This window comes from Bradyrhizobium sp. JR4.3 (assembly GCF_040547695.1).
Classification (GTDB): domain Bacteria; phylum Pseudomonadota; class Alphaproteobacteria; order Rhizobiales; family Xanthobacteraceae; genus Bradyrhizobium; species Bradyrhizobium canariense.
On record NZ_JBEPQF010000008.1, the window covers coordinates 252,491 to 276,240 of the forward strand.

24 protein-coding genes are annotated in these 23,750 nt (G+C 64.2%); 14 read left to right on the top strand and 10 right to left on the bottom strand.

Going from position 1 to position 23,750, the window contains the following annotated elements:
• Positions 1–20 precede the first annotated feature (20 nt).
• From ABIB91_RS16150 to ABIB91_RS16160, 3 genes are all read left to right on the top strand, one after another.
• Entirely contained in the window at positions 21–1,379 is a 1,359-nt protein-coding gene (locus ABIB91_RS16150; RefSeq protein WP_354162233.1) for an aromatic ring-hydroxylating dioxygenase subunit alpha, read from the top strand.
• Positions 1,380–1,509: 130 nt separating this feature from the next.
• A complete protein-coding gene (locus ABIB91_RS16155) occupies positions 1,510–2,958 on the top strand; it encodes a glutamine synthetase family protein (RefSeq protein WP_354162230.1) in 1,449 nt (482 codons plus the stop codon).
• 55 nt (positions 2,959–3,013) lie between these two features.
• Entirely contained in the window at positions 3,014–3,982 is a 969-nt protein-coding gene (locus ABIB91_RS16160; protein ID WP_354162227.1) for an FG-GAP repeat domain-containing protein, read from the top strand.
• On the opposite strand, the gene ABIB91_RS16165 is transcribed toward ABIB91_RS16160, so the two are convergent.
• A complete protein-coding gene (locus ABIB91_RS16165) occupies positions 3,979–4,314 on the bottom strand; it encodes a hypothetical protein (protein WP_354162224.1) in 336 nt (111 codons plus the stop codon). The two genes, ABIB91_RS16160 and ABIB91_RS16165, sit on opposite strands and share 4 nt — an antisense overlap.
• On the opposite strand from ABIB91_RS16165, the gene ABIB91_RS16170 reads away from it, so the two are divergent.
• Positions 4,313–4,660, top strand: coding sequence for a hypothetical protein (locus ABIB91_RS16170; RefSeq protein WP_354162221.1), 348 nt, complete (start codon positions 4,313–4,315; stop codon positions 4,658–4,660). The two genes, ABIB91_RS16165 and ABIB91_RS16170, sit on opposite strands and share 2 nt — an antisense overlap.
• 181 nt (positions 4,661–4,841) lie before the next feature.
• Here the strand turns inward: ABIB91_RS16170 and ABIB91_RS16175 are convergent, their stop codons facing one another.
• The 7 genes from ABIB91_RS16175 to ABIB91_RS16205 form a co-directional block, all read right to left on the bottom strand.
• Positions 4,842–5,570 (bottom strand): ABC transporter ATP-binding protein, encoded by a 729-nt coding sequence (locus ABIB91_RS16175; protein WP_354127024.1) that lies wholly within the window; start codon positions 5,568–5,570, stop codon positions 4,842–4,844.
• Complete coding sequence (locus ABIB91_RS16180; protein ID WP_354127025.1) at positions 5,563–6,330, bottom strand: ABC transporter ATP-binding protein; 768 nt, start codon at positions 6,328–6,330, stop codon at positions 5,563–5,565. Before ABIB91_RS16180 ends, ABIB91_RS16175 begins: the two co-directional genes overlap by 8 nt.
• Complete coding sequence (locus ABIB91_RS16185) at positions 6,323–7,267, bottom strand: branched-chain amino acid ABC transporter permease (protein ID WP_354162217.1); 945 nt, start codon at positions 7,265–7,267, stop codon at positions 6,323–6,325. The genes ABIB91_RS16180 and ABIB91_RS16185 overlap by 8 nt, the downstream gene beginning before the upstream one ends.
• Positions 7,264–8,181 carry a branched-chain amino acid ABC transporter permease gene (locus ABIB91_RS16190; RefSeq protein ID WP_007615745.1) on the bottom strand — a complete coding sequence of 306 codons (918 nt, stop codon included), beginning with the start codon at positions 8,179–8,181 and terminating at the stop codon, positions 7,264–7,266. Before ABIB91_RS16190 ends, ABIB91_RS16185 begins: the two co-directional genes overlap by 4 nt.
• Positions 8,182–8,492: 311 nt before the next feature.
• Positions 8,493–8,711, bottom strand: coding sequence for a hypothetical protein (locus ABIB91_RS16195; protein ID WP_027514447.1), 219 nt, complete (start codon positions 8,709–8,711; stop codon positions 8,493–8,495).
• A 1-nt stretch (position 8,712) separates the two neighbouring features.
• Positions 8,713–9,372 carry an acyl-homoserine-lactone synthase gene (locus tag ABIB91_RS16200; protein ID WP_219679010.1) on the bottom strand — a complete coding sequence of 220 codons (660 nt, stop codon included), beginning with the start codon at positions 9,370–9,372 and terminating at the stop codon, positions 8,713–8,715.
• Between the two features lie 83 nt (positions 9,373–9,455).
• Complete coding sequence (locus ABIB91_RS16205; RefSeq protein WP_007597931.1) at positions 9,456–10,184, bottom strand: helix-turn-helix transcriptional regulator; 729 nt, start codon at positions 10,182–10,184, stop codon at positions 9,456–9,458.
• A 167-nt stretch (positions 10,185–10,351) separates the two neighbouring features.
• Here ABIB91_RS16205 and ABIB91_RS16210 point away from each other — a divergent pair, with 167 nt between their 5' ends.
• The 9 genes from ABIB91_RS16210 to ABIB91_RS16250 all read left to right on the top strand — a co-directional run bounded on the left by ABIB91_RS16210 (position 10,352) and on the right by ABIB91_RS16250 (position 19,424).
• Positions 10,352–10,528 (top strand): hypothetical protein, encoded by a 177-nt coding sequence (locus ABIB91_RS16210; RefSeq protein ID WP_018456036.1) that lies wholly within the window; start codon positions 10,352–10,354, stop codon positions 10,526–10,528.
• A gap of 334 nt (positions 10,529–10,862) precedes the next feature.
• On the top strand, positions 10,863–11,801 hold the full coding sequence (locus tag ABIB91_RS16215) for a LysR family transcriptional regulator (protein WP_219679008.1): 939 nt from the start codon (positions 10,863–10,865) through the stop codon (positions 11,799–11,801).
• A 143-nt stretch (positions 11,802–11,944) separates the two neighbouring features.
• A complete protein-coding gene (locus ABIB91_RS16220) occupies positions 11,945–12,823 on the top strand; it encodes a shikimate dehydrogenase (RefSeq protein WP_354162211.1) in 879 nt (292 codons plus the stop codon).
• Positions 12,824–12,881: 58 nt separating this feature from the next.
• On the top strand, positions 12,882–14,012 hold the full coding sequence (locus tag ABIB91_RS16225; protein WP_354162209.1) for an ABC transporter substrate-binding protein: 1,131 nt from the start codon (positions 12,882–12,884) through the stop codon (positions 14,010–14,012).
• 188 nt (positions 14,013–14,200) lie between these two features.
• Positions 14,201–15,076, top strand: coding sequence for a branched-chain amino acid ABC transporter permease (locus ABIB91_RS16230; protein WP_354162207.1), 876 nt, complete (start codon positions 14,201–14,203; stop codon positions 15,074–15,076).
• Positions 15,073–16,071: a branched-chain amino acid ABC transporter permease gene (locus ABIB91_RS16235; RefSeq protein WP_354162205.1), complete on the top strand. Its 999-nt coding sequence runs from the start codon at positions 15,073–15,075 to the stop codon at positions 16,069–16,071. The genes ABIB91_RS16230 and ABIB91_RS16235 overlap by 4 nt, the downstream gene beginning before the upstream one ends.
• On the top strand, positions 16,068–16,811 hold the full coding sequence (locus ABIB91_RS16240) for an ABC transporter ATP-binding protein (protein WP_354162203.1): 744 nt from the start codon (positions 16,068–16,070) through the stop codon (positions 16,809–16,811). The genes ABIB91_RS16235 and ABIB91_RS16240 overlap by 4 nt, the downstream gene beginning before the upstream one ends.
• Before the next feature lie 10 nt (positions 16,812–16,821).
• Positions 16,822–17,559, top strand: coding sequence for an ABC transporter ATP-binding protein (locus ABIB91_RS16245; protein WP_007597945.1), 738 nt, complete (start codon positions 16,822–16,824; stop codon positions 17,557–17,559).
• Positions 17,556–19,424, top strand: a complete 1,869-nt coding sequence (locus ABIB91_RS16250) for a bifunctional sugar phosphate isomerase/epimerase/4-hydroxyphenylpyruvate dioxygenase family protein (protein ID WP_354162201.1) — start codon at positions 17,556–17,558, stop codon at positions 19,422–19,424. The genes ABIB91_RS16245 and ABIB91_RS16250 overlap by 4 nt, the downstream gene beginning before the upstream one ends.
• A 152-nt stretch (positions 19,425–19,576) precedes the next feature.
• Here ABIB91_RS16250 and ABIB91_RS16255 read toward each other — a convergent pair whose 3' ends face one another.
• A complete protein-coding gene (locus tag ABIB91_RS16255; RefSeq protein ID WP_354162199.1) occupies positions 19,577–20,749 on the bottom strand; it encodes an ABC transporter substrate-binding protein in 1,173 nt (390 codons plus the stop codon).
• 307 nt (positions 20,750–21,056) lie between these two features.
• Here ABIB91_RS16255 and ABIB91_RS16260 point away from each other — a divergent pair, with 307 nt between their 5' ends.
• A complete protein-coding gene (locus tag ABIB91_RS16260; RefSeq protein WP_007597949.1) occupies positions 21,057–22,319 on the top strand; it encodes an NAD(P)/FAD-dependent oxidoreductase in 1,263 nt (420 codons plus the stop codon).
• 180 nt (positions 22,320–22,499) lie between these two features.
• Here ABIB91_RS16260 and ABIB91_RS16265 read toward each other — a convergent pair whose 3' ends face one another.
• The gene (locus tag ABIB91_RS16265) at positions 22,500–23,711 is read right to left on the bottom strand and encodes an ABC transporter substrate-binding protein (RefSeq protein WP_354162197.1); all 1,212 of its coding nucleotides are present in this window, start codon (positions 23,709–23,711) and stop codon (positions 22,500–22,502) included.
• Positions 23,712–23,750 lie beyond the last annotated feature (39 nt).

The window sequence follows — 23,750 nt, forward strand, 5'->3', positions numbered from 1 at the left end:
CCACAAAGGATGCACTCGCCATGATGAGCCAGGAGCAGAACGACCTGATCACCCGCACCGGGCCGAAGGACCCATGCGGCAAGCTGATGCGGAGCTACTGGCAGCCGGCGGCGCTGGTGGATGAGCTGGAAGGTGAGCGCCCGATCCGTCCCGTCAAACTGCTCGGCGAAAACCTGGTGCTGTTTCGCGACGAGACCGGACGCTACGGGCTGATCGATCGGCACTGCGCGCATCGCGGCGCCGATCTCGCGTTCGGACGGCTCGAGCATGGCGGCCTGCGCTGCGCCTTCCATGGCTGGCTGTTCGACGCCACCGGGCAATGCATTGAAACCCCGGCGGAGCCGAAGGACTCAAAACTCTGCCAGAACATCCGCCAGCGCTCTTATCCCGTGGTGGAGAAGAGCGGCATCCTCTGGGCTTATCTCGGCGAGGGCGAGCCGCCGGCATTTCCGGAGCTCGACTGTTTCGTCGCGCCCAATACCCATACATTTGCATTCAAGGGGCACATGGCCTGCAACTGGCTCCAGGCGCTCGAAGTCGGCATCGATCCCGCGCACGCCTCCTATCTGCATCGCTTCTTCGAGGACGAGGACACCTCGACGGCCTACGGCAAGCAGTTCCGCGGCGCATCGGCAGGCTCCGACCTGCCGATGACCAAGATCTTGCGCGAATACGACCGCCCGATCATCAATGTCGAGCACACCGAATACGGCCTGCGGCTGATCGCGCTGCGCGAGATCGACGAGGAGCGCACCCATGTGCGCGTCACCAACCAGCTCTTCCCGCACGGTTTCGTCATCCCCATGAGCACGGAGATGACGATCACGCAGTGGCACGTGCCGGTCGACGACGAGAACTGCTACTGGTACGCGATCTTCACGAGCTACGCGAACCCCGTGGACAAGAAGATGATGCGCGACCAGCGGCTCGAGCTCTATGAGCTGCCGGATTACAAATCTCGCAAGAACAGGACCAACGATTACGGTTTCGATCCGCACGAGCAGCAGACGGCGACCTATACCGGCATGGGCACCGACATCAACGTCCACGACCAGTGGGCGGTGGAATCGATGGGCGCGATCCAGGACCGCACCAGGGAGCACCTCGGCACGAGCGACAAGGCGATCGTGCAATACCGCCGCTTGCTGCGGCAGGAGATCGAGAAGGTCGCAGGCGGCGAGAAGCCGATGCTGCATCTGGACGAGGCCACCGCACGTTCGATCCAGGGCCCGGCGACCATGGACGGCATCGGGCCGACACGAGGCTGGGAGATCTACTGGATGGAAGTCGACGTCAAGCGCCGCCGCGGCGCGCCCTGGACGGCGCCGGTGCCGAAGGAGATCGCGGACAACGTGCATCGGCTGACGGCGGCGGAGTGACGTTCGTGCACGGAAGCGGTAGGGTGGGCAAAGGCGCAAAGCGCCGTGCCCACCATGCTTCCACGAAGACGATAGACGCGGTGGGCACGCTTCGCTTTGCCCACCCTACGGCAGTTGGGAGAGTGGCAAAGTGACTTTCGTCGCGCGTCATGCGCTGTGGTCGGATGAGCAGAACGACGCGGCGACACGCATGCGCCGCATCGTGGAGGAGAAGAACCTCGAGGTCATCCGCCTCGCCTTCCCGGACCAGCACGGCATTCTGCGCGGCAAGACCATCATCGCGGCCGAGGCGATCGCTTCGCTGGAGAGCGGCTGCTCCATCACCACCACCATGCTCGCCAAGGACACCTCGCACCGCACGGTGTTTCCGGTGTTCACGTCAGGCGGCGGCTTCGGCATGAAGGAGATGGAGGGCGCGGCCGACGTGCTCATGGTCGCCGACCCCGCGACGTTTCGCGTTTTGCCATGGGCGCCGACCACGGGCTGGGTGCTGTGCGACCTCTATTTTAATGACGGCCGCCCCGTTCCGTTCGCGACGCGCGGGCTCTATCGCAAGGTGCTCGACGAGCTCGCAAGCCGCGGCCACGATTTCGTGGCGGGCCTCGAGGTCGAATTCCACATCTTCAAGCTCGATGATCCGCATATGCGGCCCGAGGACGCTGGCCAGCCCGGCACGCCGCCCTCGGTGAGCCTGCTCAGCCACGGCTATCAATATCTCACCGAGCAGCGCTTCGATCAGATGGAGCCGGTGCTGGAGATCTTGCGGCGTGACATCGTCGCGCTCGGATTGCCGTTGCGCTCGGTCGAGGTCGAATTCGGGCCGAGTCAGTGCGAGTTCACCTTCGCCCCGAAGAAGGGGCTGGAGCCCGCCGACAACATGGTGCTGTTTCGCTCCGCCGTGAAGCAGATCGCGCACCGCCACGGCTATCACGCCACCTTCATGTGCCGACCGAAGCTGCCGAACCTGTTCGCGAGCGGCTGGCATCTGCACCAATCGGTGGTCTCACGCGCGAGCGGCGAGAACCAGTTCATGGCCCAGGAAACGACCAAAGACGGCGGCGAGCCGCTCAGCGCGTTCGGCCGCGCCTGGCTTGCGGGCCTGCTCGACCACGCCCGCGCGTCGACCGTGTTCACCACCCCGACCATCAACGGTTACAAGCGCTACCGCTCCTATTCGCTGGCGCCGGACCGCGCGATCTGGGGCCGCGACAATCGCGGCGTGATGATCCGCGTGCTCGGCGCGGCCGGCGACGCCGCCACGCGCCTGGAAAACCGCATCGGCGAGCCCGCCGCCAATCCCTATCTCTACATGGCTTCGCAAATCCTCTCCGGCCTCGACGGCGTCGACCGCAAGCTCGATCCCGGCCCGTCGGCCGACACACCCTACGAAACCAAGGCGCCACTCTTGCCGAAGTCGCTTCGCGATGCGGTCAGCGCGCTGAAGGACGATCCGTTCTTCCGCGAAAAGCTCGGGCCTGAGTTCGTCGATTATTACACCCACATCAAGAATGCCGAGATCGACCGCTTCCTGTCCGAGGTGACCGACTGGGAGCACCGCGAATATTTCGAGGTGTTTTGAGCCGCCGCCAACCGGCCGCCGATCCGCGCAACGGAGCCGGATTTTCAGGAGTACCATGATGCGGGTGCGCCCGGCGGTCCTGCTATTTTCCCTGACCCTGTCCGCGCCAGCCCTGGCCGACTGGCAGGCGAGCACTGTGCGCGCCCCCGGCCCCGTCAGCGAAATTGATTTGGCGGACGGCGACGTCCGAATTGCAATCGGCACGAGGTGGTACCAGTTCGACGCGAAAGCGATGCGCATGGTGCCGGCCGCAGCGCTCAAACGTCCGGCGCCGCCGACCGGGGCCCTTGCGGATGGGCGCGTCGCGACAGGCCGCGACACCGTCGCGCGTGCCTGGCTTGCTGAGCCGACCGAACGCTATGGCCATGGCGTCCTCGGCGACGCCATCGAGGCCGGCAGCCTGGTGATCGAGCCGCGCGAAGGCGGACGACGCACGCTGCGCCTGGATGGTGACGCCGTGTTCGAAGACCTCGAGCCGCGCGTCGCTGCGATCGGCGGCCGCGAAAGGATTGTGCTGGTCAAATCCTATCTGAAGCGCGGCTCCGCGTTGGCTGTCATCGATCCCGTCTCGGCGGCCATCGTTGCGGAGACGCCTCCGATCGGCCACGCCCATGCTTGGCTCAATCCGGCCGGCATCGCCGATTTCGACGGCGATGGCACCACGGATATCGTGCTGGTCCGCCAGCCGCATGTGGTCGGGATTCTCGAACTGTGGTCGTGGCGATATGATCGTTTGGAAAAATCCGCCGAAATCTCCGACGTATCGAACCATTTCATCGGCTCGCGATCGCTGCACATGAGCTTTACGGCCGATTTCGACGGCGACGGCCATCCAGATCTCGCGGTACCGGACCTCGAACGGCGAACGCTGCGGCTCATCGGGTTCGTCGCAGGCCCGCATGACATCGCGCGCATCAGGCTTCCGGCAAGGATCGCGACGAATATCGGCGGCATGAAATGCCGCGATCGTCCCGCACTCCTGTTCGGCCTCGAGGATGGCCGGCTGATGCTGGTCCACGATTAGAAACGCCGGGCGCCGGGCCAACGACCGTTGCTCCGACAGGCCCTCACGCCGGCGTGAGCCGGTTTCGCGCCGGTGCTTCCGACGAAACCTTTGACCTTGCCGACGAAGTCATTTTTCCGCCCCAGCGAAGATGGCCGGAAACGATGGAGGATCACACTACCCAGATTGATCAACAACGGAGTTCGGTCATGTTGGGTCAATTGTTCAGCCTGATCTATCGCCTGTCCTGCCGGACCACTCTGATCGAAATCGGCGCGCATCGGCTGGCGCGCTGATGGGGCAGTCAGCCGCCAATAGGTAAGCCGGATTGACCAGATAATGGGGATTTCCATGCGAAAGCTGATCCTGATCGCAGCGCTCTCGCTGTTCGCAACACAAGCCCATGCCGGCGGTCCGCGCAGTCTGAGCCTTGCAGCGACCAGTGCAAACCAACCGGCGGCCGAGCAACCGGCCTCGCCGACAGCCGCACCGCAGACGACGCAAGCCCCGGCGGCAACGCAGCCGGCGAATGTCCAGACGGCAACCACCAGCCCGGCTTCAGCCGCGGCCACCGCGCCGACGCAGCCCTCGGCCACACCGGTGACCAGCACGACCGAGACGACCAAACCGAAGCGCCGCCAGCCGTCCACGGAGGCGCGCGTGATCCGCGAACTGCATCGGCATGGGATTTACTGGTGATTGCCAATGTCGTCCTGGCGAAAGCCAGGACGCATTACCCCGGGGAAGGGGTTTGGCGAAGATTCTTCCTCCGGTACTGATACCGTCCACAATGGACAGACCTCGCGGTATGGGTCCTGGCGTTCGCCAGGACGACACCGGGTGAGCGGCCACGCGTACCGCCCCTCACCTCGCCGCCGCCTCAAATCCCCAGGTATTTGTGCTGCAGATCCGGCTCGGCCATCAGTTCGTCGGAGGTGCCACTCCACACCGTCTTGCCGCGCTCGATGATGGTGTGGCGGTCGCAGATGCGGGCCAGGTGGTCGACGTTCTTGTCGACGACCAGGATCGACTGTCCCCGGCTCTTGAGCAGCGACAGGCAGCTCCAGATCTCTTCGCGGATCAGCGGCGCCAGGCCTTCGGTGGCTTCATCCAGGATGAGGAGCTTCGGGTTGGTCATCAGCGCGCGGCCGATCGCGAGCATCTGTTGCTCGCCCCCGGAGAGCTGGTTGCCCATGTTGGAGGCGCGCTCGGCGAGGCGCGGAAACATCACGTAGATCGCCGCCAGCGTCCAGGGATTGCTGCTGTCGAAACGATCGGCGGCGGCCGCGACCAGGTTTTCGCGCACTGTGAGGTTCGGGAAGATCTGCCGCCCCTCGGGGACGAGGCCGACTCCGAGTTGCGCGATCCTGTAGGACGGCTGCGTCCGCACTTCCGAGCCCGCAAAGCGGATGCTGCCTGCGCGCGCCGGCGTCAGGCCCATGATGGAGCGGATGGTCGTGGTCTTGCCCATGCCGTTGCGGCCCATCAGCGAGACCATCTCGCCTGATTTGACCGACAGCGACAGGCCGAACAGCACCTGGGACAGGCCGTAGCAGGTCTCGATGCCGTCGACCTCGAGCAGCGTGTCACCCATCCCTTTTTCAGCCATGGTGCGTCACCACATGCGCCTCGCCGAGATAGGCGCGCTTGACGTCCTCGTTCGCCCTGATCGCGGCCGGATCGCCGGAGGCGATGACGCGGCCATAGACCAGCACCGAGATGCGGTCGGCCAGCGCAAACACCGCCGGCATGTCGTGCTCGACCAGCACGATCGACACCTCTTTGCGCAGCTCCTGCAGCAGCTGCACCATGCGCTGGGATTCGGTGACCCCGAGGCCGGCCATCGGCTCGTCGAGCAGCAAAAGTTTCGGCTTGCTTGCCAGCGCCACGGCCAGCTCGATCTGGCGACGCTCGCCATGACTGAGCCTGGACACCAGGACATCGGCACGATGGGCGAGACCGACGCGGTCGAGCGCGGCATGCGCGGCATCGCGCAGGCCCTTCTCCTTGCGTGCATCGGCGAAGAAGCGGAACGAGGTGCCGGCATGCGCCTGCGCCGCGAGCGCGACATTGTCGGCGGCGGTGAAATCGAGCAGCAGGGAGGTGATCTGGAACGAACGTGCCAAGCCCAGCGCGCAGCGGCGATAGGCCGGCAGATAGGTGATGTCGCGCCCCGCCAGCGAGACGCTGCCGGAATGCGGCTCCAGATGCCCGGTGAGCTGGCTGATCAGCGTGGTCTTGCCGGCGCCGTTCGGGCCGATGATGGCGTGCAGCTCACCCGCCGCGACGTCGAGCGAGACGTTGTCGGTCGCAATGATGCCGCCGAAGCGGCGCACCAGCTTGTCAACGCGGAGCAGCGGCTCAGCCACGTTGGAGCCTCCCGAGCAGGCCCATGATGCCGCCGCGGCCGAACAGCACGATCAGCAGCAGCATCGGGCCCATGATCAGCGCCCAGTATTCGGTGAGCTGCGACAAGAACTCTTCCAGCAGCAAATACACCACGGCGCCGATGACCGGACCGAACAGCGTGCCCATGCCCCCGAGGATCACCATCACCATGAGGTCGCCGGAACGCGTCCAGTACATCGCGGCCGGGCTGACGAAATCGGTGTTGTTGGCGAGCAGCGCGCCGGCAAGGCCGCACATCATGCCCGAGATGACGAAGCAGACCAGCTGGTAGCGTTTCGAGGGAAAGCCGATCGCCTGCATGCGCTGCTCGTTGGAGCGCAGGCCCTGCAGGACGAGGCCGAAGCGCGAATTGGCGATGCGCCAGATCAGGAAGACCACGCCCAATAGGCAGGCGAGGCAGAGATAATAGAACTGCGTGCGGTTCGACAGATTGATCAGCCCGGAGAAGTCGCTGCGCTTGTAGACGGTGAGGCCGTCATCGCCGCCATAACGCGCCAGCCCCGAGGCGACGTAATAGGCCATCTGCGCGAAGGCGAGCGTGATCATGATGAAGTAAACGCCACGCGTGCGAAGCGAGAGCGCGCCGATCACCAGCGCGTAAGTCGCGGACGCCGCGAGCGCGACCGGAAACTGGATGAAGCCGCTTCCCACGCCTTCCTGCGCCAGCATGCCGACCGCGTAACCGCCGATGCCGAGATAGGCGGCGTGGCCAAAGCTCATCATGCCGCCAAAACCCATGATGAGGTTGAGGCTCGCGGCCGCCAGCGCCAGAATGACGGCGCGGGTGAACAGCGTCAGGATGAAGATGTTGCCGGACAGTTGCGAATACAGCGGCAGCAGCACCAAACCAGCCAGCATCAGAGCCGTGACGGCCTTGCTCACAGTGAAAGTCTTCATCGGCGGTTGGCCGGAAACAGCCCCTCCGGACGCACCACCAGCACGATCGCCATCAGCAGATAGATCAGCATGGACGACAGCGCGGGCGCGGCGGTGGAGGCCGCGGCGCCGCTCAGCACCTGCCGCAACAAATTGGGCAGGAAAGCGCGGCCGAGCGTGTCGATCATGCCGACAAAGATCGCGGCCAGGAACGCGCCCCGGATCGAACCGATACCGCCGATCACGATGATGACGAAGGCGAGGATCAGGATGTTCTCGCCCATGCCGATCTGCACGGTGAGGATCGGCGCCTGCATCAAGCCGGCAAGGCCGGCGAGCGCGGCACCGAGGCCGAACACCAGGGTGTAGAGCAGCTTGATGTTGATGCCGAGCGCACCGATCATCTCGCGGTTGGAGGCGCCGGCGCGGATCAGCATGCCGATGCGGGTGCGCATCACGCCGAGATAGAGCAGCAGCGCAACCAGCAGCGCCACGACGATGATGGCGAGGCGATAAGCGGGATAGTGAATGCCCGGCAGGATCGGCACCGGCACGGTGAGCCAGGCCGGCAGCGGCAGCGCAAGCCCGGCCGGCCCCCAGATCAGCCGCACGGCTTCATTGAAGAACAGGATCAGGCCGAAGGTCGCGAGCACATGGTCGAGATGGTCGCGTCCATAGAGATGCCGCAGCGCGGTCATCTCGAGCACAATGCCGAGCACGAGCGTCGCGCCGAGCGCCAGCAGCGCGCCGAGCAGGAAGCTGCCGGTCCAGGCTGCGAAGGTCGCGGCGAAATAGGCGCCCATCATGTAGAGCGAGCCGTGCGCGAGGTTGACGAGATCCATGATCCCGAACACCAGCGTCAGGCCGGCGGCGAGCAGGAACAGCAGCAGGCCAAACTGCAATCCGTTCAAGAACTGTTCGACGACGAGCAGCATCAAAACTCTTTCAGGCGCACGCAGGTTCGCGCCGATGTTCGAACACGGTCGCCATCAGTGAAAGAGCTCCCCCTGCCTCTACAAGGCGGAAAAATGGGTAATGGCAGTATCGTTCCGAGGCAAGAGCGATTCGACACCCAACATGCACTTTGTTGCATGCCGATGCATCCGATCGGTCCTGGCCCCTGCAATCGGCCTTGCAAGAAGACTGCCGCGCAGGATGGGTCAACCTGACGCACCCAAAACGGATCACCCTCCCTCCGTTGCCGGAGAGAGGGTGTGAATTCGTCGCAACGTGTAGATGGAGCCGCCTAGTGCGACGTCATCTGCCGGGGAAGGTCATCCGGCTCGGCAAGCACGCTATTGGCCGTCGAGGCCTCCAGCGCCGCCATCCGGAACAGATAGGCGAGCGTCGCCAATCCGGTGTCTTCCGCCATCTGCGCGAGTTCGAGCGCCATGTCGGACATGTAGCCGAGATTTTCGTCCTTGATCTGCGCCATGATCTGGCTGTCCCGCATCATGTTCGACATCTCAGGCGCTCTTTCGTTGCGCGGCAGCGAGGCCGCAGAGGTTGGCACGGGCGACGGCGTCCAGACGCGGGCCGTCCTGTTGCACGATAGAAGGCACACCGATGCGATCATGCAGGGCATCGAGCGTCTCGCGACGAATGTCGATCGTCGCCGCCATGGTCCACGCATTCTCCACCAGAGCCGGTAGGCCGAGCGGGGTCACGACGAAGCCGGCCTCATGAAAGCGCGGCAACCACCAGGTTTCCATGATCGCGCTGACCTGCGCGATCCCCTGACCGAGGCAGAACTCCTGCACCGCCGCCATCAGTTGCAGGTTGAGCGCGCCGTCGCGGCGATCGCGCACGACGAAGTAGCGCGACCATTCCCAGACCAGCGGATCCGAAGGACAGCCGCGAACCGATGCCAGATGCGGAAAGACTTCGCTCATCATCGAAGGCTTGGTGGTCGGGTAGAGCCGGTGACCGCCGATAACACGGCGCCCCTCCAGCGCAAGCAGATAGACTGTGTCCTCGTCGTCATAAGAATCGATCTCGCGACAATCCGGCCTGCGCAGCGTCTCCCAGCGCCGCTCTTCGACGAAGATGTCGTGCCGCAGCCGGAAATGCTGATCGAGTACATCTTCGTAAAGGTGGCGATTTACTGCAGAAATGGCGTGAATCATGAAAGCCCCCATTCGTCCTCAATGGAGGGCACCCTCTGCGAAAAGAGAATGGTTCGATATTGGGAAATTTCCCAGTACGTCGCTTAGGGATTGATGATCTTGTTGCGAATCGCCAGTGCAACCGCATGCGTACGGTTCACGGCTCCGAGCTTGCGCCCGGCGGTCGCGAGATGCTCTTCGGCGGTACGCTGCGTGATGTGCAGGATCTCGCCGATTTCCCAGGCCGATTTGCCCTGTGAGGCCCAGGAGATCACCTCGCGCTCGCGCGGGGTGAGGCGCGTCGAGGGATACGGCGCCGGATCGAGCAGACGGCGAATGTGGTCGAAGCCATACATCGCCATCAGGTGCAATGCCGGCTTGCTGCGGGCGTTGAGATCGAGATGGATGCCGCCGAGCGACACGGCGGCTTCATAGCCGGTGAGCCCGTGGATCGGCACGATGAAGCCGCGCGACATGCGGAAATCGCCGGCGCGGTTCATGACCTCCGCCGCGCCCGGATCGAGTTCGGCATCATAGGGCGCTTCCGACCACTCGAATGGGTTGACCGATTGTCGGCACATCCGCACCACGGGGTCGACGCGGTCGTAGTTGTTCTGGGTGTAGAGGCTGAACCATTCCGCGGGCCAGCGCTTGGCGAGCACCATCTGTGCGAACCGCTGGTCGGGATTCGGCAACCCTGTCACGATGATGGTTTCAAAGCCGAAGCGCCCGAAGGCCCCTTCGAGCGCATTCATAGCGTCCGGAACCCTCCGATAGGCCCCTAGCCCCTCAATGAAGTCGAGCGCTTCCCGGCCATAATCCACGGCGGACATCGGTGCGTTTCCTGACCCTCGCTGTGCGATATAGCACGTCTTTGGGCACTGCCTCAATTCACGGTTTCCGTAGTTTCCCGGTATCCCATTGACCCCGAAGGCTTAATCTACTTGTGGAAGAAGTGACGTCAAGATACACCTACAATGTCTGAAGCGGGGAAACCACGATGGAAGACGAGGACATCGCCCTCAACAGCGTGCTCGGCCTGGAACTCAACCGCGTATTTTTCGCCGTCCGCGAAACGGCAAACAAGCAGAAGATCATCGAGTTCGCGCGCGGGGTGCTGCAAAGCGAGCGCAGCAAGCCGGCAGAGAGCGCCACGCCGGACGGACCGGCGAGCTAGCACGCAATTGCGGTGAGCGCACGAACGGTCCGTTCGGTGCCATGCCTTCCTCTGATCTGAACCGAACAACCGAACGCGAATGTTTCCTTCCTTCTCCCCTTGTGGGAGAAGGTGGCATAGGCGGCCTTCGGCCGCCGTTCTTAAAACAAAACGCCGATGCTTCGCATCCGCTATGGCGCCGGATGAGGGGTTGTTTCCACGCGTTCAAATGCGCGAGGCTCGCGCGGGAGAGAACCCCTCACCCGTCTCGCTCTATCGCTGCGATCCACCCTCTCCCACAAAGGGGAGAGGGAAAGGCAGCGCCGCCCACGATTATCTTTTGGATGCCCAGGACATGATGACGCTGCGCCAGGTTGAAGTGATCCGTGCCGTGATGGTGACGGGCACGATCGGCGGCGCGGCGAAGCTGCTGAACGTTTCGGCGCCGGGCATCAGCCGCCTCGTCAAATACACCGAGCGCTCGCTCGGCATCCGCTTCTTCCAGCGCCAGAACGGACGCTATTTCCCCACCCCGGAAGCCGAGAACATCTTCGAGCAGATCAACGGCGTCTACAAGAAGGTCGACGACCTCTCCGAGATCATCTCCAAGATCGGACGCGGCGGATTGTCGGAATTGCGCATCGGCTCGGTGCCGAGCATTTCGCAAGTCATGGTGCCGCGCGCGATCGAGCGGGTCCGGCGGCGCTATCCGGATCTCGGCATCGACATCAACATCCTCAAGCTCGAGGAAGCCATCGACTACCTCATGCTCGGCCGCGGCGAGTGCGTGGCGATGAGCTACCGCCTGGAGCATTCCGGGCTCGACTTCATGCCGCTCGCCTCAGGCGAGCTCTATTGCATCGTGCCGCCGGGCCACGAGCTCGCCGGCCGCAAGCAGGTCTCCGCGGCCGAGATCACGCGCTATCCGCTGATCGGCATTGATCCCAACGATCCCTACGGGCGGATCATGGCCGAGATCTTCGCGCGCCACCGCCTCGCATACAACATCACCATCCGCGCCCGCTTCGGCACCACGGTCTGCGCGCTGGTGAAGGCGGGGCTCGGCATCGCCGTCATCGACCAGTTCACGGTGGCCCATGGCGGCTATCCCGGCATCGAGCTGATCAAGATCACCGAGCCAACGCGATTCGAGACCTATATCGCGGTGAAGCGCGGCGCGCCGCTGTCGCTTCATGTCGAGTATTTCATCGAGTCCCTGCGCGCGGAGATGCGCGCAGTCGAGCCGTCGCAGGGCAAAGGCAGGGCCGCGGCGGCACGGGGGCGGAAGAGATAACATTATGTTAGGTTTGCAGGACAAAAGGGTAATTGTGTTAGGCCGAGGAAAGACTATCGTTCCTAGGGGAAGCCCCTTGGAATTGGGCGGATTTCCCCGCTAATGGCCGGGACCGAACGCTCCCAACGAGACGATAGCGAACCATGTCAAAGCGCGGACCCGCCGCATCCAAAAAGCTCCTGACCGGCCTGATCGGCGCACCCATCGCGCATTCCGCCTCCCCTGCCATGCATGAGCGCGCCGCGGAGGGGCTTGGCCTGCGCGGACATTATCAGCTCATCGAAGTGGCCGGCGCCGATACGGCCGGGCTCCGGCTGATGCTGGAAGGCGTGCGGCGGCTCGGCTTTGCCGGCGTCAACGTCACCTTTCCCTACAAGGAGGCAGTGGTCCCGCTGCTCGATGAACTGGCACCGGGTGCGGCCGCCATGGGGGCGGTCAACACCGTCGTCGTCAGGAACGGCCGGCTAACCGGCCACAACACCGACACGACGGGCTTTGCGCGCGCCGTCGCGCCGCTGCTGGCGCCGTCCGGCAACGCGGTGGCCGTGATCGGCACCGGCGGCGTCGGCAAGGCGATCGCCTTTGCGCTGGCGAGCCTTGACGTGACCGACATCCGCATCTTCGACAGCGAGCCGGCACGCGCCGAAAAACTCGCCGCGCTGCTCGTCAAGCAGGGGGGCGCCAGGGTCGCCGCAAGCGTCGAGGATGCGCTCGACGGCGCAACCGGCCTCGTCAACGGCACGCCGGTCGGCATGCTGCCGAACCGGGAAACGCCGGTCGCGCCGACGCTGCTGCGTCAAAACCTGTGGGTCGCCGACGCCGTCTATTCGCCGCTGATCACGCCGCTGCTGGCGGCTTCCCAAGCCAAGGGCGCGCGGATCATGACCGGCCGGGAGCTTGCAATCTACCAGGCCGCCGACGCTTTCGAACTGTTCACGGGTCTTGCCCCATCGACCGAGATCATGGGAGAGGCATTCGACGAGGTGATGGCGGCACGAAGCTCGGCCTATCACGCAGCGTAACCGAAGCGGCCGGACACAAGGCCGCGCACAACATCAACGAAAAATGGGAGGAGAGACCATGAAATCGACCATTCTGGCCGGCGCCCTGCTTGCCTTCGCGACTGCAACCAGCGTCCACGCCCAGGCGATCAAGCTCGCCGACGTCGCCGAGTTGTCCGGCGGCGGCGCCACCGTCGGCACCAATTGGAAGAACGGCATCGATCTCGCGATCGAGGAGATCAACGCCAAGGGCGGCGTGCTCGGCCGCAAGCTCGAAGTCACTCATGCGGATTCGCAATCCAACCCCGGCGTCGCGCGCGCGCAGGTGCAAAAGGCGCTCGATGCCGAGCCCTATGTGCTGCTCGGCCCCGGCTATTCCGGCTCGGTGAAGGTGACCGCGCCGTTGGCGGCCGAAGCCGGCATCGCGCAGATCATGGGCGGCGAAGCCGCCGAGCTGACGCAAGGCGGAAACAAATTCCTGTTCCGCACCTCGTTCGGCCAGCAATCGTCGATGCCGAAGGTCGCCAAATACATTCACGACGACATGAAGGCGAAGTCGGTCGCCGTGGTCTGGGTCAACAACGATTTTGGCCGCGGCGGTCGCGATGTCGTCGTCAAGGAGCTCGACCGGCTCGGCTCCAAGGTGGTCGCCGATCTCTCGACCGAAGCGGGTCAGGCCGATTTCGCCGCCGACGTCGGCAAGATCAAGGCCGCCAATCCCGATGCCGTGTTCGTCTATTTGAACGAGGAAGAGAGCGCACGCATCCTCAAGGAGCTGAAGCGCCAGGGCGTCACCGCGCCGCTGATGGGCGAGACCACGCTGATCGGGCAGAAGGTGATCGAGCTCGCGGGCGATGCCGCCAACGGCGCGCGCGGCCACGTCGGCCTCACCACAGATGCGCCGGTCGACCTGATCAAGGCGTTTCGCGACAAGTTCGCGAAGAAGTACAATTACGTGCCCGACCATAACGGGCTGAAAGGCTATCTCGCGGTCTACATGGTGAAGGCCACCACCGACAAGATGGGCAAGGTCGATTCCAAGGCGTTCGCCGACACCCTGCATGGCCTGACCATCAAGGCGGTGGACGAGCCAGGCATCCTGATGGACGTCACCTTCAGCGACACCGGCGACATCGACCGCCAGAGCTTTCTGGTGGAAGTGGTCGAAGGCAAGCAAGTGGTGAAGCAGGTGCTGCCGAAGGTGAAGTGAGGTCTTTGCCTCTCGCCGCGCCTGTCCCGCCGAAGGTTTAGCGAAGGCGGATGCGGGGAGAGATCTTTCGTCTCCCTCTCCCCGCCCTTCGCGGGGAGAGGGAGAAAAGGAAGAGCGGGGAGAGGGAGTGACAGACCTAAACTCGCGTCGATCCAGTTCAGTCGGGCTCTAACGATCAAAGAGAACCCATGTCCAATCTGTTCGATCTTCTGGTCGCGGGACTTGCCACCGGCGCGATCTATGCGCTGGTCGCGGTCGGCTTCACGCTGCTGTGGCAGACCTCGCAGACCATCAATTTCGCGCAGGGCGAGTTCGTGATGCTGCCGGCGTTCCTGATGCTGGCGGCGATGCATGCCGGCGCGCCGTTCTGGCTCGCGATCATCCTCGGCATCCTGCTCTCGATGCTCCTGCTCGGCCTCGCCTTCAAGATGCTGCTGGTGGATCCGATGCTACGCCACGGCGTGCTGCCGCTCGCGATCGCGACCATGGCGCTCGCGATCGGCCTCAAGGAGGCCGTCAAGCAGTTCTTCAGCGCCGAAGCCTCACCCTTCCCCTCGATCGTGCCGACCGGCGACATCTCCATCCTCGGCTATGCCGTCTCGCTGCAAAGCATCGGCGTTCTCCTCCTCGCCATCCTTGCCGTCTTCGGCTTGACTGCGCTTCTCAACCGCACCTCGCTCGGCCACCAGATGCAGGCGGCGGCGCAGAACCCGACGGTGGCGCGCATCATCGGCGTCCCTGTCGAGCGCATGATTCTCCTGACCTTCCTGATCAACGCGTTCCTGGTCGCGCTCGCCTCGCTGTTGATCACGCCGATCTACCTCGCGAAATTCACGTCCGGCGAGGTGCTGGGCCAGGCTGCCTTCATCGCCGCGATCATCGGCGGCTTCAACCAGGTGCGAGGCGCGATCGCAGGCGGCCTCCTGATCGGCGTGCTCGACAATCTCGCAGCCGCCTATGTCTCGACGCAGTATCGCGCCGCCGTGCCGATGATCTTCCTGATCGCCGTCATCCTGTTCCGGCCGCAGGGCCTGCTCGGCCGCGCCGAGGAGCGCACAGTATGAGCGGCTTCGCCAAACCTCTCAAGATCGCGTTCGGCCTCATCGTCATCGCTGCGCTGATCGCAGTCCCCATGAACTTCAACCGCTATGGCCTGTTCATCCTGAGCCAATGGGCGGTGATGGCCATCGCCGCGATGGGCCTCAACCTCACGCTTGGCTATGCGGGCCAGGTCTCGCTGGCGCAGGGCGCCTTCGTCGGCATCGGCGCTTACGTGGCAGCGATCATGACCACGCATGGCTGGCCGCTGCCGGCGGCGATGGTCGTCGCGATCGCCTTGAGCTTCGCGGTCGGCTGGGTGCTCGGCTATCCGGCGCTGCGGGTGCAGCACCACTACCTCGCCTTCGTCACGCTCGCCTTCTCCACGCTGGCCTTCCTGGTGTTTCGCAACGAGAGCTGGCTCACCGGCGGCATCTACGGCATCTCCAACATTCCGCGGCCGCACATCTTCGGCATCGCGACCAACAAGCCGCTGCCGTTCTACTATGTCTGTCTCGGCTCGCTCGCGATCGTGTCGCTTGCAGTGTGGTGGCTGATCCGCTCGCCCTGGGGCCGCGTCTTCATGGCGCTGCGCGAAAACCCGCTGCGGGCGCAGTCGCTGGGCGTCGACACGCGACGCTATACGCTGATGGCGTTCGCGATCGGCTCTGCGCTCGGCGGCGTCGCCGGCGCGCTCTATGCGCCGCTGACGCAATATATCGATCCCGTGCCGTTCAACCTGTCGCTCTCGCTCGACCTCCTGATGATGGTGATCGTCGGCGGCGCCGGCTTCTTCCTGGGTCCGTTCCTCGGCGCGATGATCGCGGTGCTGTTGCCGGAATGGCTGCGCTTCACCGAGGGCTATTATCTGATGATCTACGCAGTCGCGGTGATGGGGCTCCTGATCTGGTCGCCGACCGGCATTTTGGGAATTCTCGACCGCTATCTCGCCGAGCGCCGCACCAAGGCGGCCTCCGCGCTGCGCGCCGTCGCGAAATCCCGGCTGGAGACGGTGCAATGAGCGCGGTCCTCGAAGTCACCAGCATCAGGAAGAATTTTGGCGGCATCAGCGCGGTCGCCGACGTCAGCTTCGACGTGCGTGAGGGCGAGATTCTCGGCCTGATCGGGCCGAACGGCTGCGGCAAGTCCACTTTGTTCAACTGCATCCTCGGCCAGCTCACGCCGTCGGGCGGCGAAGTGAAGCTCGACGGCAAGGTGGTCACGGGCCTGCGCCCCGCCGAGCTCAACAAGCTGGGCGTCAGCCGCACCTTCCAGCTCCTGCAGGTATTCCCAAAGCTCTCGGTGCGCGAGAACCTGATCCTCGCGGGCCAGGAGCACCAGGGCAACATGGCCTCGCGCCTGGTCGGCCGCTCCGATGCCGGGCTGACAGATGCCGCCAACCAGATGATCGGCTTCTTCAAGCTCGACCATCTCGCGGATGAGCCTGCTGGCGGCTTGTCCTACGGCCAGCAGAAGCTGCTCGATGCCGCCATGGCCTTCATGGGCGGGCCGCGCCTGGTGCTGCTCGACGAGCCCGCCGGCGGCGTCAACCCGTCGATGCTGGCGGACCTTAAGGACCGCCTGGTCGCGATCAACCGCGAGAAGAACGCCACCTTCGTCGTGATCGAGCACAACATGGAATTCGTGATGTCGCTGTGCTCGCGCGTGATGGTGATGGCGGAAGGCAAAGTGCTGGCAATGGGACGACCCGACGAGGTCCGAAAGAACCCCGCCGTGATCGAAGCCTATCTCGGACATTAGGAGAGCGACCATGAGCGATCCGATCCTCTTGGTTCACAATCTCGTCGGCGGCTACGGCAAGATGACGATCCTGAACGGCACCACCTTCGCCGTGCCGCAGGCCACCATCACCACCATCATCGGCCCGAACGGCGCCGGCAAGTCCACCGTGTTCAAGGCGATCTTCGGCCTGCTCAAGCTGCGCGAGGGCAAAATCAGCTTCGCCGGCCGCGACGTCACGAATCTGAGCCAGCGCGCGCTGCTCAATGCCGGCATCTGCTACGTGCCGCAGGGCCGCAACATCTTTCCCGAGCTGTCGGTGCGCCACAACATCGAGCTCGGCGGCGTTTCCGCCGGCAAGGGCATCGACCTGCAGAGCCGGATCGAGGCCGCGCTCGACCTGTTCCCGGCGCTGCGGCGGAAATCGACGCAGCAGGCCTCCACGCTATCTGGCGGCGAGCAGAAGCAGCTCGAAATCGCCCGCTCGCTGCTGCTCGAGCCGAAGCTCGTGCTGATCGACGAGCCGTCGATCGGCCTGTCGCCGCTGATGGTGCAGCAGACTTTCGACATCCTGAAATCCCTGCGCGACCGCGGCGTCACCATTCTGATGATCGAGCAGAACGCACGCTCGGCACTGGAGATTTCCGACATCGGCATCGTGCTCGAGCTCGGCCAGACCCGCATGGTCGACGGTGCGAAGCGCATTTTGAATGATCCCCGCATCGGACAATTGTTCCTTGGCGGCGCCATGGAGGACAACGCAGCATGACCAAACGCTCGATCGCAACGGTCTCTCTCTCCGGCGCCCTTGACGAAAAGCTCCGCGCCATCGCATCCGCCGGATTCGACGCGGTCGAGATTTTCGAGAACGATCTGCTGTCGTTCGGCTCAGGCCCGCGCGACATCGCAAAGCTCTGCGGGGACCTCAATCTCGAGATTTGCGCGTTTCAGCCGTTCCGCGATTTCGAGGGCATGCCGGAGCCGCAGCGTTCGCGCAACTTTGCCCGCGCCGAACGCAAGTTCGACCTGATGCAGGAGCTCGGCACCGATCTGCTGCTGATCTGCTCCAACGTGTCGCCGGCCGCGCTCGGCGGCATCGACCGCGCCGCAGACGATTTTCGCGAGCTTGGCGAGCGCGCCGCCAAGCGGTCCTTGCGCGTCGGCTACGAGGCATTGGCCTGGGGACGCCACGTCAACGATTACCGCGACGCCTGGGAGATCGTGCGGCGCGCCGACCATCCCGCGATCGGCGTGATCCTCGACAGCTTTCACGCACTGGCCCCCGGCTTTCCGGTCCGCGCGATGGCCTCGATCCCCGGCGACAAGATCTTCCTGGTCCAGCTTGCGGACGCGCCGAAGCTCGAGCTCGACATCTTGTCGTGGAGCCGGCACTTCCGCTCCTTCCCCGGCCAGGGCGACCTGCCGGTCGGCGAGTTCATGGCGGCGGTCGCGGCGACCGGCTATGCCGGGCCGTTGTCGCTGGAGATCTTCAACGACCAATTCCGCGCCGGCTCGGCCGTGCAGACCGCGGTCGACGGCCTGCGTTCGCTGATCCTGCTGGAGGACCAGCTTGCACCGGCTTGGCCAAAGCTCGTCAGCGAACCCTTGGCGCCCAAGCCCAAAAGTGGAGGCACGGGATTCATCGAGTTTGCCGTCAACGAGACCAAGGCCGGCGAGCTCGCCCGCCTGCTCGCGCAGCTCGGTTTCCGCAAGACCGGCAAGCATCGCAGCAAGGCGGTGGAGCGCTGGTCGCAAGGCAAGGTCGAGCTCGTCGTCAACTCCGAGACCGACGGCTTTGCGCATTCGCACTACGTGACGCATGGCCCCGGCGTCTGCGCCATCGCGCTCGACGTCGACAATGCCGGCCTCGTCTTGCAGCGCGCCGAGACACTGAAGGCGCGCACCTTCTACCAGCCGGTCGGGCCGGGCGAGCTCGAGATTCCCGCGATTCACGGCGTCGGCGGCAGCCTGCTGTATTTTCTCGACCAAGCCGGCAAGAACTGGAACACGGATTTCGAACCGGTCCCGAGCGACGCCGGCCACGCGCTGCTAGCTGTCGATCACATCGCGCAGTCGATGCCCTACGACGAGATGCTGTCCTGGCTGCTGTTCTACACCGGCATCCTCGATCTCGAGCGGCTGCCGCAGATGGAGATCGCCGATCCCAGAGGCCTCGTGCAAAGCCAGGCCGTCATCAACGGCGACCAGAGCCTGCGCTTCGTGCTCAACGGCTCATCCGCCAACCGCACGCTGCCGGCCCGTTTCATCTCGGAGTTTTTCGGCTCGGGCGTGCAGCACGTTGCATTCTCCTGCCGCGACATCTTTGCGGCGGTCGCGGAAATGCGCAAGCGGGGCGCGGATTTTTTGGATATCCCGGACAATTACTACGACGACATCGAAGCCAAATACGACCTCGCACCCGAGTTGATGGCCCAGCTGCGCGCCAACCACATTCTCTACGACCGCGAAGGCGACGGGGAGTTCTTCCAAGTCTACACCCACATCTTCGATGAGCGTTTCTTCTTCGAGATCGTGGAGCGGCGGGATTATCAGGGGTTTGGTGCAGCCAATGCCGGGATCAGGCTTGCCGCGCAGTCACGCGAAGTGCGGCCTGTGAGCATGCCGCGGGTGTAGTGGCCGTCATTGCGAGGAGCCCTTGCGACGAAGCAATCCAGAATCCCTCCGTGGAAAGATTCTGGATTGCTTCGCTACGCTCGCAATGACGAGAGAGAGAGAGCTGAGAACCCCTCTCCCCGTAAGGACGGGGAGAGGGAGAAGCAATCAGCTCACTTCATCGGGCACTTGTCGTGGAAGCGGTCCTGGTCGGCCGTGACGATGGTGGCAGCGGTCTTCAGCGTAAGCTCGCCCCCGACGCCCTTCACCACGTCCTGCAAATAGAAGTTCTGGATTGGGATGTGGTTGTTGCCGTATTTGAAAGGGCCGCGCAGCGACTTGAAGTTGGCCTTCTCCATCTCGGCCTTCATCGCATCCTTCTTGCTGGTGTCGCCGCCGACGGCGACCACCGCGCTGTTGATGAGCTGCGCCGCGTCATAGGCCTGCGCACCGTAGTAGCTCGGCCGGGCGCCCGGATATTTCTTCCGGTAGTCCGCGACGAACTTCTTGTTCTGCTCGTTCGGGAGGTCGTTCACCCACTCCTGCGCACCGGACACCCCGAACGCATTTTCCTTCTGCAACGGCAACGTCGTCTCGTCGACAGTGAAGGCGGTGTAGAGCGGCATGGTGCTCTTGAGGCCGGCCTGGACATATTGATTGAGGAACTGCGCGCCGGCCGCACCGGGATAGAACACGAAGATCGATTCGGCGCCGGAGGCACGGGCTTTCGCCAACTCGGCCGAAAAGTCGAGCTGGCTCGGCCAGACCGTATACTCCTCGCCCTTGATCTCGCCTTTGAAGGTGCTCTTCACGCCCGAGAGCATGTCCTTGCCCGCAGCATAGTTCGGGCCGATCAGGAACACGCTCTTGACGCCGTTCGCGTTCATGTAGAGGCCCATGGCGGCCGGCGTCTGGTCGTTCTGCCATGACGTCGAGAACACGTAAGGCGAACAGAGCTCGCCGGCGAGCTGCGACGGACCGGCATTGGCCGAGATCAGGAAGGTCTGCGAATCCACGGCCGTTTTCAGCGAGGCCAGTAGCACGTTCGACCAGATGTAGCCGACGATGAAGTCGACCTTGTCGGACTGCACCAGCTTCTCGGTCTTCTGCTTGCCGACGTCGGGCTTCTGCCCGTCGTCCTCGTAGATCACCTCGACCGGCTTGCCGTCCATCTTGCGGCCGATGTGATCCAGCGCGAGCTCGAACGAGTTGCGCATGTCGTTGCCGATCACGGCGGTCGGGCCGCTGAAGGTCGAAACGAAGCCGATCTTGATGGTGTCGCCGGCGGATGCCGGGCCTGCCAGCACCAGCGCCGCTGCGCCCGCCAGCCAGAATGCCGTCCTCATAACCACTCCCCTCCATATTATTATGCCCGGAAGCGGGGTGATTGCCGCCCCGGGTCATCTCTATTGAACGCAAAATCTGTCGCGCCGCCAATGGCTCGGCGCCCGCCCCTGCACCATATTTCGCCCCGATCGGCGATAGCAAGAAATATAATTCTACTCACTTCGGCGGAGCATGCGGCGCTTTTTCGCGGGATAGCGATACACTCGATACCCTTAGCCTATGCGTCCATTGATGACGGCTATTGGACCGCCACGCCCAATCCGCACTTAAATGAGAGAATAGAGCAGCGAGATTCGAGGGCGCAACATGACCACGACACCGCACCGCGTCGTCATTGTCGGAGCCGGCTTCGGCGGGCTGGAGACGACCTACCGGCTCGCCGGCAGCCCGGTCGAGATCACGCTGATCGACCGCCGCAACCATCATTTGTTCCAGCCGCTGCTCTACCAGGTCGCGACCGCCTCGCTCGCGACCAGCGAGATCGCCTGGCCGGTCCGGCATCTGATGCGCGACCGGCGCGACGTGACGACGCTGTTTGCGGCCGTCAGCGGGGTGGATGCCGACAGGCGCTGCGTGCTGATCGACGATGGCAGCGAGGTGCCGTACGACACGCTGGTGCTCGCCACTGGCGCGCGGCACGCTTATTTCGGCCACGACGAATGGGAGCAGTTCGCGCCCGGCCTGAAGACGCTGGAGGACGCGACCACCTTGCGCCGTCATATCCTGGTGGCGTTCGAGCGCGCCGAGCGCGAGACTGATCCGGCCAAACGCGCGGCACGGCTGACTTTCGTCATCGTCGGCGCCGGCCCCACCGGCGTCGAGCTCGCCGGCACCATCGCGGAGATGGCGCATCACACGCTGCCAGCCGACTTCCGCAACATCGACACCAACAAGGCGCGCGTGGTGCTGATCGAGGCCGGCCCGCGCGTGCTCGCAGGCTTTCCCGACGACCTCTCGGCCTATGCGCAGGCCTCGCTGGAGAAAATCGGCGTCGAGGTCGTGCTGGGACAGGCCGTCACCGAGATCGACCGCGACGGCGTGGTGTTCGGCGGCGAGCGGCTCGATGCCAAAACAAAGATCTGGGCCGCCGGCGTCCGTGCCTCGCCCGCCGCGGAATGGCTGGGCGCACCGGCCGATCGCGCCGGGCGCGTCCAAGTGGAGGCCGATCTCACCATCCCCGGTCATCCAGAAATCTTTGCGATCGGCGACACCGTTTTGATCAACGCCTGGGACGGCAAGCCGGTGCCCGGCATCGCGCCGGCCGCCAAGCAGCAGGGCCGTCACGTGGCCGAGACCATCAAGGCCCGGCTGCGCCAGGAGCCGACCGGGCCGTTCCGCTACAAACACTCCGGCAGCCTCGCGCAGATCGGCAAGCGGCTGGCGGTGATCGATTTCGGCCGCATCAAGCTGCGCGGCACCATCGCGTGGTGGATCTGGGGCATCGCCCACATCTACTTCCTGATCGGCTTGCGCCACCGCCTCAGCGTCGCCCTGAGCTGGCTCTGGATCTACGCCCGCGACCAGCGGGCGGCAAGGTTGATCACGCAGGGAAGCAGCAAGGTGGTGTAGCTTTTTCTTCCTTGTCCCCTTGCGGGAGAAGGTGGCGCGAAGCGCCGGATGAGGGGTCTGTCTCAGCGCGCTCGAAAGAGAATGACTCGCGGAGAGAACACCTCACCCGGCTTCGCGTTCGCGAAGCCACCCTCTCCCGCAAGGGAAGAGGGTGCAGTTGCGCTCGCCGCAATAGCTAGTCTACTTAACCAACCCGCACCCGCCCTCCGCCAACGGCCGAAACGCCTGCTCCGCAGAGATCGTCGAGACCAGCTTGTAATAGTCGTACGGATATTTCGATTCCTCCGGCTTCTTCACCTCGAACAGATACATCGGATGCACGACGCGGCCGTCCTGGCGGATCGTGGTGTCGCCGAACAGCTTGTCCTTACCCCTAAACTTCTTCATCTCGGGCACGGCGTCCTTGGCGTTGTCGCTGCCGGTCGCGGCGACCGCGTTGAGATAAGCGAGCGTGGAGGCATAAACTCCCGCCTGGTTACCGCTCGGCATCTTGCCGTTCATACCGGGCCGCGCCGCGAAGCGCTTGGCGAAGGCGCGGGTGTCGTCGTTCATGTCCCAATAGAACGCTTCCATGAGCTGGAGCCCTTGCGCGACCTTGATGCCCATGCCGTGGACGTCGTTGATGAAGAGCAGGAAGGCGACGAGCTTTTGTCCGCCCTGCTGGATCCCGAACTCGGCCGCCTGCTTCACCGCGTTGATGGTGTCGCCGCCGGCATTGGCGAGCCCGATCACCTGCGCCTTCGAGCCCTGCGCCTGCAACAGGAAGGAGGCGAAGTCGGATGTGCCGAGCGGATGCTTGCTGGATCCGATCACCTTGCCGCCATGCGCCTCGATGTATTTCTGGGCTTCCGCCTCGATGCCTTTGCCGAGCGCGAAATCGACCGTGAGGAAATACCACTCCTTGCCGCCGCGCGACACCATGGCGGCCGCGGTGGTGTTGCCGGTCGCCCAGGTGTCGTTGACCCATTGGATGGTGTTGGGCGAGCAGGCCTTACCGGTGAGATCGGAGCTCGCGGTGGACGATGCCAGGAACGTCATGCGGCTGTCGCGCAGCAGCGTGTTGATGGAGAGGCCAACGGCCGAGTTCGGCACGTCGACGATCGCATCGACGCCCTCGACATCGAGCCATTTGCGCGCGATGGCGTTGCCGACATCGGCCTTGTTCTGGTGATCGGCATAGACGATGTCGACCTTGATGCCCTTGCCGCCGCCGTTGAAATCCTCGGCAGCCATACGCGCGGCCTCGACCGAGCCCATGCCGTTGGTGTCCTGGAAGATGCCTGAGATGTCGTTGAGCACGCCGACGCGCACGACATTGTCCGAAATCTCGGCATTTGCCGCGCCGCCAATCAGGCTCGCGGCCAGCGCAAGCGTCCACTTCAAGTTCTTCATTGTTCCCTCCCCTGTCGTATTTGTTGTTTTCGATGCCGG